Here is a 13,963-nt window from a genome sequence, read left to right as displayed (position 1 = left end):
CGTGGAGCCAGATCGTGACACCAGCGCGCTGATCCGTGAGTATCTGCTGCTGGGTCTTCGCTTCGATCGGATCGAGCCGGGCTATGTGGACGCCTTCACCGGCGATCTGGCGCTGCGCCACACGGTGGAGAACGAACCGGTACCCGACCCGGCGGACCTCGCTCGGCAGGCGCAGCGGCTGATCGCGGCGTTGCCGGGTGGACTCGACGCGGCGCGGGCCGACTACCTGCGTGCCCACTTGCGGGCGTTGGCGTGTGCCGGGCGCAAGTTCGCTGGCGAGACCATCGGATTCGTCGACGAGGTCCGCGACTATTTCGACGTGTCGATCGGCAAGGGGGACCCGGACCGCTACCGACAGGCGCACGCCGGGCTTGATCGACTGTTGGGCGGCACCGGTCCGCTGGCCGATCGCATGCGCAGCTACCGCAGCGCCGACGAGATTCCGCCGAGCCGCTTGACTGAGTGCATCGCGGCGTTCTCCAGTGCGCTGCGGGACCGGGTGCGCGCCGACTACCCGCTCCCCGATTCCGAGACGGTGACCTATCAGGTGGTCACCGACCAGCCGTGGTCGGGGTTCAACTACTACCAGGGCGCCTACCGCTCCACGGTGGCCGTCAACGCCGACGTGCCACAGCAGATGTCCAACCTGCCGCGGCTGGTGGCCCACGAGTCCTACCCCGGCCATCACACCGAGCACTGCCGCAAAGAGGCGCGACTGGTCCACCGGGACGGCCAGGCCGAGCAGACCATCTTCCTGGTCAACACCCCGCAGTGCCTGATGGCCGAGGGGTTGGCCGACTTGGCGCTCTACGCCGCGGTCGGTCCGGGCTGGGGCGCCTGGGCCGCCGACATCTACGCCGACCTGGGCCTGCGGTTCGACGGCGACCGCGCCGAGGCGGTGGCCGAGGCGTCGGCGGACCTGGCGGGCGTGCGCCAGGACGCCGCGCTGATGCTGCACGACGAACACCGCGACCACGACGACGTTCTGGCGTATCTGCGGCGGTGGCTGCTGGTCAGCGACGCCCGGGCGCAGCAGATGCTGCGGTTTTTGTCCTCGCCGCTGTGGCGCGCCTACATCAGCACCTACGTCGAGGGATACCGGTTGCTGCTCGGCTGGCTCGACGATCGCCCGGCCGAGGTCGGCCTGCCCGAACGGTTCGGCCGGCTGCTGGACGAGCCGCTGATCCCGTCGGCGCTGCGGGCACGGTAGCGAGTCATCGAGCGGGCAACCGACGCTGCGCAACGACCGCCCAGGGTTAGCAGTCGGTGACAATTCGTCACAAAGCGGACTGTACTGGCCTGAGGCAATGACGCGTAGGGCAGAATGTGCAAGTGACCGTTCGAGCCCTGCCCGCCGACATCAGCCGGCAGTCGCGTACCGAGTCGCGGCATCCGCTGCGCTACCAGGGCATCTTCGACGGTTACAACAAGCCAGGTCCGTATGCGGCAGCTTTCGATGAGATGTTCGACGCAGGGGGCAATGTCCGCGGCAGCTACAAAGGCATCTACGCCGAGCTCGCTCCGTCGGACGCATCCGAGCTCGAGGCTCGGGCCGAGGCGCTGGGCCGCGCGTTCATCGACCAAGGCATCACATTTTCGCTTTCGGGGCAGGAGCGGCCGTTTCCGCTCGATCTGGTACCGCGGGTCATCTCCGCCGCCGAGTGGAGCCGGTTGGAGCGGGGCATCACGCAGCGTGTCAAGGCACTCGAGTGCTACCTCGACGATGTCTATGGCGATCAGGAGATCCTGCGCGACGGCGTCATTCCGCGTCGCTTGGTGACCTCCTGCGAACACTTTTACCGCCAAGCCGCCGGCATCATCCCGCCTAACGGCGTGCGGATCCACGTCGCCGGAATTGACCTGATCCGCGACGAGCGGGGCAGTTTCCGGGTCCTGGAGGACAACCTCCGTTCGCCGTCCGGGGTCTCGTATGTGATGGAGAACCGACGCACCATGGCGCGAGTCTTCCCCAACCTGTTCGCCACCCACCGGGTGCGCGCCGTCGACGACTACTCGGCACACCTGCTGCGGGCGCTACGTAACTCGGCGGCCACCAACGAGGCCGACCCGACGGTGGTGGTTCTCACCCCAGGGGTGGCCAATTCGGCGTATTTCGAGCATTCGCTGCTGGCCCGCCAGATGGGCGTCGAGCTCGTCGAAGGCCGCGACCTGTTCTGCCGGGACAACCAGGTCTATATGCGCACCACCGAGGGGGAGCGCCAGGTCGATGTCATCTACCGGCGTATCGACGATGCCTTTCTCGACCCGCTGCAGTTCCGAGCGGACTCGCTGCTCGGTGTGGCCGGCCTGCTCAACGCGGCCCGTGCGGGCAACGTCGTGATCTCCAGCGCGGTCGGCAACGGGGTCGGCGACGACAAACTCGTCTACACCTACGTGCCGACCATCGTCGAGTATTACCTCGGCGAGAAACCGCTGCTGGCCAATGTTCAGACCTTCCGGTGCTGGTTGGACGACGAACGCGAGGAGGTGCTCGACCGGATCCATGAGCTTGTCATCAAGCCGGTTGAAGGGTCCGGCGGGTACGGCATCGTGTTCGGTCCGCAAGCCTCGAAGAAGGAACTCGCCGTGGTCCGCAATAGGATCCGCGACAATCCGCGGCGCTGGATCGCGCAACCGATGATGGAGTTGTCCACCGTGCCGACGCAGGTCGGAAACACGCTGGCGCCCCGCTACGTCGACCTGCGGCCGTTCGCTGTCAACGACGGCGACCAGGTATGGGTGTTGCCGGGTGGCTTGACTCGGGTCGCGCTAGCCGAGGGATCGCGGGTGGTCAATTCCAGCCAGGGCGGCGGCTCCAAGGACACCTGGGTGCTGGCGCCACGCTCCTCGGGGGCCAACCGGGAGCTGGGCGCCGCCGAGATCGTGCATTCGCTGCCGAAACCGGCGAGCGACGGCGACCGGGAGGTCGACGGTCTGCAACAGCGGCGGCAGCAAGATCAGCAGCAGCACCAAGCGGTGATTCGCTGATGCTCGCCCGCAACGCCGAGGCGCTGTATTGGATCGGTCGCTACGTCGAGCGCGCCGACGACACCGCGCGCATTCTCGACGTCGGTGTACACCAGTTACTCGAAGACTCCAGTGTGGACCCAGACCACGCGTCCCGGGTATTGCTGCAGGTGCTGGGCATCAAGCCGCCGAAAACCGAGTTAGACGTCTGGTCACTGACCGATCTGGTGGCCTTCAGCTGCGGCAACGACGGTGGCGGCTGCTCCATCGTCGACGCGATCTCGGCCGCACGTGAAAGTGCAAGGTCGGCAAGGGAAGTGACGTCCAGAGAAATCTGGGAATGCCTCAACACCACCTACAATGCCCTTGCCGAACGCGAACGTGCCGCCAAGCGTTTCGGGCCGCATGAATTTCTGGCATTCATTGAAGGCCGGGCGGCGATGTTTGCCGGCCTTGCAGACTCGACGCTCTCGCGTGACGACGGCTACCGTTTCATGGTGCTGGGCCGCGCGATCGAGCGGGTGGATATGACGGTCCGGCTGTTGTTGTCCAGAGTTGGCGACAGCGCGTCCTCGCCGGCGTGGGTTACGGTCTTGCGCTCCGCCGGCGCGCACGACACCTACCTGCGCACCTACCGCGGCGTGCTCGACGCCGGTAGGGTGGTCGAGTTCATGCTGCTTGACCGGCTGTTCCCGCGGTCGATCTTCTACTCGCTGAAGGTGGCCGAGCATAACCTCGACGAACTGCAGCACCACCCGCACAGTCGTGTCGGGTCTATCGCCGAAGCACAGCGGTTGCTGGGCCGGGCCCGCAGTGAGCTGGAGTTCCTGCCGCCGGGGGAGCTGCTCGAGTCACTGGAGGTCCGGCTGGCCAGTTTGCAGAAGACATGCCATGACGTTGGAGAAGCCTTGGCGCTGCAGTATTTCCACGCGGCGCCGTGGGTGGCATGGTCGGGTGCCGGTCAAAATGGCGCGGCGGTTGTCAAACCGGGGAAGACGTGATGTGGCGGATGCGGGTGGAGCATTCCACCGGATATTCCTACAAGTCACCGGTGACGGCTTCCTTCAACGATGCCCGCATGACTCCGCGATCGGATTCGCGGCAAAACGTCATCCTCAGTCGTGTCGAGACGGTGCCGGCCACCCGGTCATTTCGCTACGTCGATTACTGGGGCACCACGGTGACGGCGTTCGACCTACACGCTCCACACACTCAACTGGAGGTGACGGCCTCGTCGGTAGTCGAGACTGACCGGCCGGAGCCACCGGAGGTGAAGGCGACCTGGGCCGACCTGGAATCCGAGGCGATGATCGATCGCTTCGCCGAAGTGCTCAGCCCGACGGGATACGCCCCGACGAGCAAACGCATAACGGCGGTGAGCCGGCGGATCGCCAGATACCATGAGCCGTCCGAAGCCGTCACCGCCGCCGCGCAATGGGTGCGCGGCAAACTGGAGTACGACCCGGGTGCGACCGGCGTGCATTCGTCGGGGCTGGATGCGTTGCGCGAAGGCAAAGGCGTCTGCCAAGACTTCGCCCACTTGTCGTTGATTGTATTACGCAGCATGGGAATTCCCGGACGCTATGTGTCAGGATACCTGCATCCCAAGCGCGATGCGGTAATCGGGAAAACCTTCGACGGCCAGAGCCACGCGTGGGTGCAGGCGTGGACCGGCAGTTGGTGGGACTACGACCCCACCCATGACACCGAGATCGACGAGCGGTACGTCAGTGTGGGCACCGGCCGCGACTACGCCGATGTGCCCCCGCTGAAGGGGATCTACTTCGGGGAAGGGTCGACCGACCTCGACGTGGTAGTAGAGATCACCCGGCTGGCTTAGCGGGGCGATGTGGCGATCGGGTTCTTCAAGGTGTGATTGGCTGTGAGCATCAAAGTTGCGCTGGAGCACCGCACCAGCTACACCTTCGACAGGCTGGTCGAGGTGTATCCGCATATTGTGCGGCTGCGTCCGGCGCCTCACTCGCGTACGCCCATCGAGGCCTACTCGCTGCGGGTTGAGCCGGCCGCCCATTTCATCAACTGGCAGCAGGACGCATTCGGCAACTTCCTGGCCCGCCTGGTCTTTCCTGATCGCGTGAGCAGGCTGTGCATCACCGTCGGACTGATCGCCGACCTCAAGGTGATCAACCCGTTCGACTTCTTCGTCGAGGACTGGGCGCAGACGTGGCCCTTCGCTGCTCCCAGCGGGGGCGACTCATCGCCCGGGTTGACCTACCCCGAAGGGCTGGCTGATGACCTTAAGCCGTACCTGCGTCCCGTCGACGAGGGCGGGGAGGGCTCCGGTCCCGGCGAGCTCGTACAGGAGTGGGTGCGTAGTTTCTCGGTGCCGGACGGCACCCCCACCAACGACTTCCTGGTTGCGCTCAACCGCGCGATCAACGCCGACGTCGGCTACACCGTGCGCATGGAGTCCGGTGTGCAGACACCGGATGTCACGCTGCACACCGGCATCGGCTCGTGCCGGGACTCGGCGTGGCTGCTGGTGTCGATCCTGCGCCAGCTGGGGTTGGCTGCCCGGTTCGTCTCCGGTTACCTGGTGCAGCTGGCTGCCGACGTCAAGGCTCTCGACGGGCCGTCCGGGCCTGCCGCCGATTTCACCGACCTGCACGCGTGGGCCGAGGTGTATGTTCCCGGCGCGGGCTGGATCGGGCTGGACCCGACGTCGGGGCTGCTGGCCGGCGAGGGTCATATCCCGCTGGCGGCCACGCCGCACCCCGCGAGCGCGGCACCGATCAGCGGGTCCACCGGGGCCTGTCACGCCGTGCTGGACTTCTCTAACACAGTCACCCGCGTCCACGAAGACCCGCGCGTCACGCTGCCCTACACCGACGCGGCGTGGAAGGCGATCTGTGAGGTCGGCCAGCGCGTCGACAAGCGGCTGACCACCGGCGATGTTCGGCTGACCGTCGGCGGCGAGCCGACATTCGTGTCGGTGGACAACCACGTCGACGAGGAATGGACGACGGCCGCCGACGGCCCACACAAGCGCCGGCGGGCATCCGATCTGGCCGCCCGGCTCAAGGCGGTGTGGGCGCCGCAGGGGCTCATCCAGCGCGAGCAGGGCAAGTGGTATCCGGGAGAAGTGTTGCCGCGCTGGCAGATTGCGCTGTACTGGCGCGCCAACGGGCAGCCGCTGTGGACCAACGACAAGCTGCTGGCCGACCCTTGGAGCACCGATCCGACCGACCCGGTCGACGGAGAGACGGCCTACCGGGTGCTCGCCGGCATCGCCGACGGCCTCGGGCTGCCGCTCTCACAGGTGCGGCCAGCCTACGAGGACCCGCTGAGCCGGTTGGCGGCCAAAGTCCGACTGCCCAGCGGCGACGCCGTGGAACCGGACGACGACCTCGGTCCCGAAACCGGCCAGGACAGCACCGCCGGCCGCGCCGCGTTGCTGGCGCGCCTCGACGAATCCGCGGCGTCCGCGGCGGCGTTCGTGCTGCCGCTGCACCGCCGCGACGACGACCTCGGCTGGGCCAGCGCGAACTGGCGGCTGCGGCGTGGGCGCGTCGTGCTGGTTGAGGGGGATTCGCCTGCGGGCCTGCGGCTCCCGCTGGATTCGATCAGCTGGCAGCCGCCGCGCACCTCGTTCGACGTCGACCCGATGGCCGTCGGGCACGCACTGTCGGCGGTGCCCGGTGCCTCGGAGGGGGCGGCGGCGGTGATCGAAGACCCCGAGACCGCGCCGCCCACCGCGATGGTTGCCGAGGTTCGCGATGGGCTGCTGCACATCTTCATGCCGCCCACCGAGGCGCTCGAGCACTTCGTCGACCTCATCGCGCGGGTTGAGGCCGCGGCAGCGAAGGTCGGCTGTCCGGTCGTGGTCGAGGGCTACGGTCCGCCGCCGGACCCACGGCTGAAGTCGGTGACGATCACCCCCGACCCCGGAGTCGTCGAAGTCAACATCGCGCCTACCGCCACCTTCGCCGAACAACGGCAGCAACTGGAAACCCTGTATGAACAGGCCAGACTGGCTCGGCTGGCGACGGAGTCGTTCGACGTCGACGGCACCCACGGCGGCACCGGCGGAGGTAACCACATCACGCTCGGCGGCAGCACGCCCGCCGACTCGCCGCTGCTGCGCCGCCCGGACTTGCTGGTCTCGCTGCTGACCTACTGGCAGCGACACCCGTCGCTGTCCTACCTGTTCGCGGGGCGGTTCGTCGGCACCACGTCGCAGGCGCCCCGAGTCGATGAGGGCCGTGCCGAGGCGGTCTACGAACTGGAGATCGCGTTCGCCGAGATCGCCCGGCTAGCGGCGGGCGGCTCGGGAGAAAACCGAGCCAAACCGTGGGTGATTGACCGCGCGCTGCGGCACCTGCTCACCGACATCACCGGCAACACCCACCGCGCCGAGTTCTGCATCGACAAGCTCTACAACCCCGACAGCGTCCGCGGCCGGCTCGGCCTGGTGGAGCTGCGCGGCTTCGAGATGCCCCCGCACCTGCGCATGGCGATGGTGCAGTCGCTGCTGGTGCGGTCGCTGGTGGCGTGGTTCTGGGACGAACCGCTGCGCGCCCCGCTGATCCGCCACGGTGCCAACTTGCACGGCCGATACCTGTTGCCGCACTTCCTGATCCACGACATTGCCGACGTGGCCGCGGACCTGCGTGCGCATGGCATCGACTTTGCGACCAGCTGGCTGGACCCGTTCACCGAATTCCGCTTCCCGCGCATCGGCACCGCCGTCGTCGACGGCGTGGAGCTCGAGCTGCGCGGCGCGATCGAACCATGGAACACCCTCGGCGAGGAGTCTACCGCCACCGGCACCGCCCGCTACGTCGACTCGTCGGTCGAGCGCATCCAGGTACGCGTCATCGGCGCCGACCGGCACCGTCACGTGGTGACGTGCAACGGTTTCCCGGTGCCGTTGCTGGCTACCGACAATCCCGACATCCAGGTGGGTGGTGTGCGGTTCAGGGCCTGGCAACCGCCGAGCGCGCTGCACCCGAGCATCACCGTCGACGGTCCGCTGCGGTTCGAACTCGTCGACGTCGCCACTGCCGCGTCTCGCGGTGGTTGCACCTACCACGTCGCCCATCCCGGCGGGCGCGCCTACGACGAACCTCCCGTCAACGCAGTCGAGGCCGAGGCGCGGCGCAGCCGCCGCTTCGAGGCCACCGGCTTCACCCCAGGCAAGCTCGACATCTCCGATATCCGGGAGAAACGGGCCCGGCTCTCCACCGACGTTGCCGCACCGGGCATCCTCGACCTGCGGCGCGCGCGCACCGTGCTGGCGTAGTTGCGGTCAGGGCCGGCCGCCGGCGCCCGCGAGGCTGTCCGGATCCGATGTCACCTCGTCGATGACGGTGTGGACGAATTGCATCTTCTCCAGCACTGCGACCGGTAGCACGAATGGATACAGGTCGTCGTGGCCCATCGAACGGTTCACCATGTTCAGCGACCACGCCAGAGGCAGCCACATCTCGACGATGGTAGGAAAAGCGCTGGGGCCCAACACCCTCCGCTCGAACGTTGCCGCAGCAGGTGCGATACCGCATGCAGCCGAGGTGTCCAGGGCGTCGCGGATGTGCAAATAGTGCGCGAAGGTCTCCGCCCAGTCCTCGGCCGGATGCATTGCCGCATAAGACGACACGAAGCGCTCCTCCCAGCCCGCTGGTGGGCCGTCACGGTAGTGGCGGCGCAGCGCCTGCTGGTAGTCGGCATCCGGGTCGCCGAACAGCTCACCGAAGCGTGCCAGGTACTCCGGTGACGCGTCGATCAGCCGGTAGAAATAGTAGTGTCCGATCTCGTGGCGGAAGTGCCCGAGCAGGGTGCGGTACGGCTCGTCCATCGCGACCCGCAACCGCTCGCGGTGCACGTCATCACCTTCGGCGAGATCCAGTGTGATGACGCCGTTGCGGTGTCCGGTGAGGACCTTCTTGTGCTCGCTGGACAGCAGATCGAATGCCAGTCCGTAGTCGGGGTCCTCATCGCGTCCGATGATCGGCAACGCCAGCTCGTAGAGCTCAGCGATAAGCCGCCGCTTGGCTCGTTCAGCCTGCGCGAAAGCGGCCAGTCCCTTGGTGTCGGCATCGTTGGGCCGTTTTCGGGTCAGTTTGCAGGATGCGCACAGCCCACCGACTGGGTCCGCTTTAACCAGCCAATTGCATTCGGCGAGATGAAGGTTGGAGCACAGTTGGTAAGCCTCGGCGTCGACGGCACCGGGTTGGCCGCGCTCGGATTCGGTGATCACCAGCAGGGTCATGTCATCGAGCGAGAACCCGAGTGCGGCATCGCAGGACAAGCACATTGAGTTCTCGAACGTCAGGCGCTGACCGCAGTTGGGGCAGACGAAGTCACGCATGCAGCACTACATTTTCACAAGGTGTCACGTCGACGGCGACGTCGATGGCACTGCTCTCGGAGTTGGTGTAGATGATGCCCCGCAGCGGCGGAACGTCCGCGTAGTCGCGGCCGCGGCCGACGATGATGTATCGCTCGTCGACCATCTGGTCGTTGGTGGGATCCAGGCCAAGCCAGTGGTTTTCAGGCGTCCACACCGACGCCCAGGCGTGGGTGGCGTCGACGCCGACCATCCGGCTCTTGCCCGGCGGTGGGTCGGTGGCCAGATAGCCGGACACATAGCTGGCGGCCAGGCCGTTGGCGCGCAGGCAGGCGATCGCCAGCCGGGCGAAATCCTGGCAGACCCCTTCACGGGCTGCGAGCACCTCGGTGACTCTGGTAGACACCGTCGTCGAGCCGGAGCGGTAGGTGAAGTCGACGTGGATTCTTCCGGCCAGGTCTCGCAGCACCTCGATCAGCGGGCGGCCCGGTATGAAGCTCGGCGCTGCGTACTCACGCACTTCGTCGGTGATCTCCGATGGGTCCAGGTCGAGGGTGAACTCGGTGGCCAGCGCGCCTTCCAGTCCGGCGGGACGCGCTGCCACCCATGGGGCGCTTGCTGATCCGCTGTCGTAGAGATCGGCTGGTGGCGGGTCCACCTCGACGATGGAGTCACCGGTGATCGTCAGGGTTCGGTGCGGCTCGGTGACGTGGAAATACGAGCTGACGTTGCCGTAGGTGTCGCGACTGATAGAGCTGTCGGCGGGTGCCGGCTCGATCCGCAGCTCATGGGCGAGGCAGCGCTGCCGCTCGCAGTCCCGAGGCTTGAGAAACCCGCGGCCATAGGAATTGGTCACGATGTCGGAGTAGCGGTATTCGGTGCGGTGGGTGATGCAATAACGGCGGGTAGGCGGCTGGCCGGAAGGTGCGGTCATGGCAGCGTCCGGCGTCGGTCGGATCCCCACAGCGGCTGCATCACGCCGGGCAGCGAGAGCTGGGTGGCGGTGATGACGCCGGCCAGGTCGCGCAGCCCGGTGTGCACACCGTCAAGCAACTCGGTCAGCTCGGCCCGCTCGTCTTCAGCGTCAACCACATCAAGGTCGGCCGGGTCCAAGCGTCGTAGCGGGGTGTTGATCTCATCGACCAACCGTTCAGCCTTCGACGGTCCGGACACTGCGGGCAGTGCCTTCACGTCGGCGCGCAGCCGCTCCAGCTGGTACACCAGCGACCGCGGATTCTCTGGCTCGAAAAGCACCAGCTCGGCCACCGCGCCGACACTCACCGCGCCCAGGTTGCGCCGCAGGTAAATCACCGACGACTCGCATGCCACCAGCGTGGACTCGGTGATCGTTTGCTCGTCGGCGAGGCCGTGAGCTCTCCCCAGCGTGGCGCGTAACAGTCCGGCCAGCCACAACCCGCGCTCGATCCGTTTGCCGATATCGGTCATCGTCCAACCGACGTCACGAACCATCGATTCGGCGGCGACTCCGGACAGTGCCAGCATTCCCGCCAGAGCCAGAGCATGCGCAGTGCCCAACGCGGTGTCATCGGCTGTGGGCTCGTCAGGTGGGGCCGGGCGTCCGTTCGCCAGCTGCGCCAAGGCCCGTTTGACACCACCAAGGATCATCCAGGTGTCGTTGGACATCTGGTCACGCACCGCTCGGGCCGCCAAACTCAGTCGTTCCACCGACTGCGCCAGCGAACCGGGGCGCTGTGAATCGACGGTGAACGACCACAGGGTGCGTGGAGCGTCCGCCACCCGCTTCGCGTCGGAATTTCCGGTGCCCGTGCCGGTGATCTGCTCGAGTGCGGCGAGCAGGACGGGCACGCATTGGCTGCCCGCCATCTCTGGGCGGTTGCGGAATTCGTGGTACCGCTCACGGGTGACGGTCAGCAATCGGGCCATGTTCTCGGCCCGCTCGGCGTAACGCCCCAACCAGAACAGATCGGAGAGCACCCGCGGCGAGCTGACCCCGCGGGTGCCGCTGGGCTTGATTGCCGGCAGCTCGGTGGTGGGAACCGTGACCTCGGCCTGGGTGCGCGTCGGAGCCCTCACCCAGATATCTTTGGCTGCAACGGTATCCAAGGTGTAGGCAGCGTTTCCAGGCGCCAGGACGTAACCGAGACCACCGCTCATCGGCGCGTAGCCACCCCGCTGGGCGACGGTGAACAACCGCATTCCGACGCTGGCGGAGCTCAGCCCGCCCGGGTAGTGGTCGGTCGGTGCCGACGAAAACTGCGGCAGTTCCTGACCGGCCCATTGCCATGGGCTGGCCTCGATGCGTGCGGCCAGTGCCTCGCGTTGCCCCGACGACAGCGCGGGCCCGACGATGGTCTGGCCACCAATAGTCGGCTTGATCAATAAGGCCGACAGTCGGGCGAGCAGGTGTGAGCGTTCGGCGTCGATGCCGCCCCAGTAGAGCGGAGCCGTCGGTAGCAGCGGGGTTTCACCGAGCAGCAGCTGCGCCAGTTCGGGCAGGAACCGCAGCAGGCCGGGGCTTTCCAGAATGCCGCTGCCGAGCGTGTTGACCACGGTCACCGCTCCGCGCCGCAGCACCTCGACCAGCCCGACCACGCCCAACTGAGAATCAGAACGTAGATCGAGCGGATCGGCGTACTCGGCGTCGACGCGGCGCAGCACGACGTCGACTTGCTTCAGGGTGCCCAGCGAGCGCATCCACAGTGTGCCGGCGCGAACCACCAAATCGGCGCTTTCCACCAGCGGGAACCCCAGCGCCGATGCCAGATAGGCCTGGTCGAACGCGGTCTCGGAGTAGCTCCCCGGGGTGAGCACCACCACCACCGGATCCACGGCGGCCTCGGGTGCCACGCTGATCAGCGCCAACCGCAACGTCTGGGCGAACGGCGAGGTGGGACGTGGACTGACTCGCTCGTAGAGGTCCGGAGCCGCGTGCGCCACTACCCGGCGGTCGGCCAGTGCGTATCCGGCTCCCGACGGGGCCTGTGTCCAGTCCGCGTTGACCAGGAATCCCCCAGACCCGTCCCGGCTGATGTCGCAGCCGTGCAGGAAGAGTTGATGTCGGCCGGGAATCTCGATTCCGCTGACTGCCCGGACGTAGCCGGGGTGGGCGAACAGCAACTCGGGCGGTAACACCCCGCTGGTGACCACGTGCCGTGGCCCGTAGATGTCGGCCAGCACTTCGTTAAGCAGCGCGCTGCGTTGTACCACACCGGATTCCAGGGTGTCCCAGTCTTCCGATGAGACCAGTAGCGGCAGCCCGTCCAGCTGCCACGGTGTGGGTGCAGCGATGCCGTGACCATTGTCGTGACCATTGCCGGTGACGTTGTCGCTTGCGCCGTTATCGATGGAAATGTACGTGATTCCGTCGTTGTCGACCAGCGCGCTGACCGTCGCGCGCAACCGGTCCAGACCCGTGCGCCCCCGCTCGCCGACGACCTCGGCGAACTCCGACCAGCCCGGGCGGACGTTGCCGGCGGCATCGACGAACTCGTCGTACCCCGTCGCACCGGCCCGCCCGCCGCGCAGGTCGAACAGTGCCCCCTGGGCCCAAGCGGCGGGGTAACCGGCGAGAAGCCGGTCGGGGTCATCATGCGCGGTTGGCGGCGCGGGACCGGATGGCGGCGGCGACAACGAGCTACCTCCTGACGTCTACCAGGGCCGGTGGGTCTGATCGGGATGGTATGTGGATATTACGGTCGGCGCGGGCCAGGGTGCGCAGCGTCTGTCAACAACTGAAAAATCAGGGCCTGATCCGGTGCTACGGCGTGTGGTCGATGAGGTCGCGCAAGATTTTGCGCAGCAGGTGATCCAGGGTGGCCTTGTCCCGGTCGGAGAGGCCAGACAGCATCCGAGTCTCGTTGGCGACGTGGTCATCGACCGCCGCTTCGACCACCTGACGCCCGCGCAGGGTGAGGACGGCGAGGAAGCTGCGTCGGTCGTCGGGATCGAGACGACGTTCGACCAGACCAGCGGCTTCCAGGCGGTCCAGCCGATTGGTCATGCCCGCGCGGGACAGCATCAAGGTGGCCGCCAGAGCCGAGGGGCTCAACACGAAGGGTTCACCGGCCCGGCGCAAGGCCGCCAGCACGTCGAACTCGCCACGCTGCAAGCCATGACGCACAAACACCGCGTCCACGGCCTGATTCGCCCGCAGGTACACCTGAGCGAAGCGGCCGAAGATGCCCATGGCCGCTAAGTCCAGGCCGGGGCGTTCGCGGCTCCACTGTCCCAGCACGACATCGACCGCGTCGGGTTCGTCGGGCTCGGCACCGTTCACACCGCTCACCTTATAAGGTGTCTGATAGTTTGATGCCGTACTATTCTGCAGAGTCTCGTCCACCGACCGAAGGGCACGTCATGTCCTATATTGCCGCCGACGACCGCGGATCGATCATCGTAAAATTCGCCGACAACGAGATCGTGGGCGCCACGCCGACCACCGTGCGACTGCTAGCCGACTCCGATGCCACCGGCGGCGCGCTCAGCTGCCAGCGCGTGATCCTCGCTGAAGGCGCCGAGGGAGCAACACCTCACCACCACACGGGCCGCTCCGAGCTGTTCTACGTACTCGGCGGCGCGTTGCAGGTGCTCACCGACGACCGGGTGCACCTGGCCGGTGAAGGTGACCTGTTGGTTGTCCCACCCACGGTCACGCACGCGTTCGCCGCGCCGACTGGCCAGGCTGCCGACGTGCTCATCGTGCTCACC

General features: G+C 66.9%; 10 protein-coding genes. 6 read left to right on the top strand and 4 right to left on the bottom strand.

Going from position 1 to position 13,963, the window contains the following annotated elements; all coding sequences use genetic code 11:
• Nucleotide 1 precedes the first annotated feature (1 nt).
• From AC2VOP_RS05100 to AC2VOP_RS05080, 5 genes are all read left to right on the top strand, one after another.
• Nucleotides 2–1,210, top strand: a complete 1,209-nt coding sequence (locus AC2VOP_RS05100; RefSeq protein WP_486959936.1) for a DUF885 domain-containing protein — start codon at nt 2–4, stop codon at nt 1,208–1,210.
• Nucleotides 1,211–1,347: 137 nt separating this feature from the next.
• Nucleotides 1,348–2,988, top strand: coding sequence for a circularly permuted type 2 ATP-grasp protein (locus AC2VOP_RS05095; protein WP_486959953.1), 1,641 nt, complete (start codon nt 1,348–1,350; stop codon nt 2,986–2,988).
• Nucleotides 2,988–3,968 (top strand): alpha-E domain-containing protein, encoded by a 981-nt coding sequence (locus AC2VOP_RS05090; protein ID WP_486959935.1) that lies wholly within the window; start codon nt 2,988–2,990, stop codon nt 3,966–3,968. Before AC2VOP_RS05095 ends, AC2VOP_RS05090 begins: the two co-directional genes overlap by 1 nt.
• Nucleotides 3,968–4,807, top strand: coding sequence for a transglutaminase family protein (locus AC2VOP_RS05085; RefSeq protein WP_486959934.1), 840 nt, complete (start codon nt 3,968–3,970; stop codon nt 4,805–4,807). The genes AC2VOP_RS05090 and AC2VOP_RS05085 overlap by 1 nt, the downstream gene beginning before the upstream one ends.
• A gap of 42 nt (nt 4,808–4,849) precedes the next feature.
• A complete protein-coding gene (locus tag AC2VOP_RS05080; RefSeq protein WP_486959933.1) occupies nt 4,850–8,230 on the top strand; it encodes a transglutaminase family protein in 3,381 nt (1,126 codons plus the stop codon).
• 6 nt (nt 8,231–8,236) lie between these two features.
• Here AC2VOP_RS05080 and AC2VOP_RS05075 read toward each other — a convergent pair whose 3' ends face one another.
• The 4 genes from AC2VOP_RS05075 to AC2VOP_RS05060 form a co-directional block, all read right to left on the bottom strand.
• On the bottom strand, nt 8,237–9,295 hold the full coding sequence (locus tag AC2VOP_RS05075; protein ID WP_486959932.1) for a zinc-binding metallopeptidase family protein: 1,059 nt from the start codon (nt 9,293–9,295) through the stop codon (nt 8,237–8,239).
• Nucleotides 9,288–10,208 (bottom strand): transglutaminase family protein, encoded by a 921-nt coding sequence (locus tag AC2VOP_RS05070; protein WP_486959931.1) that lies wholly within the window; start codon nt 10,206–10,208, stop codon nt 9,288–9,290. Before AC2VOP_RS05070 ends, AC2VOP_RS05075 begins: the two co-directional genes overlap by 8 nt.
• Entirely contained in the window at nt 10,205–12,886 is a 2,682-nt protein-coding gene (locus tag AC2VOP_RS05065) for a circularly permuted type 2 ATP-grasp protein (protein WP_486959930.1), read from the bottom strand. Before AC2VOP_RS05065 ends, AC2VOP_RS05070 begins: the two co-directional genes overlap by 4 nt.
• A gap of 127 nt (nt 12,887–13,013) precedes the next feature.
• On the bottom strand, nt 13,014–13,532 hold the full coding sequence (locus tag AC2VOP_RS05060; RefSeq protein ID WP_486959929.1) for a MarR family winged helix-turn-helix transcriptional regulator: 519 nt from the start codon (nt 13,530–13,532) through the stop codon (nt 13,014–13,016).
• A gap of 80 nt (nt 13,533–13,612) precedes the next feature.
• Between AC2VOP_RS05060 and AC2VOP_RS05055 the strand changes: the two genes are divergently transcribed.
• Nucleotides 13,613–13,963: cupin domain-containing protein (locus AC2VOP_RS05055; RefSeq protein ID WP_486959928.1), on the top strand; the 351-nt coding region annotated here is incomplete at its 3' end.

The organism is Mycobacterium sp. TH-M106 (assembly GCF_057473765.1).
The sequence above is the reverse complement of the archived record's forward strand: the minus strand, read 5'-3'. Positions and strand labels throughout refer to the sequence as shown.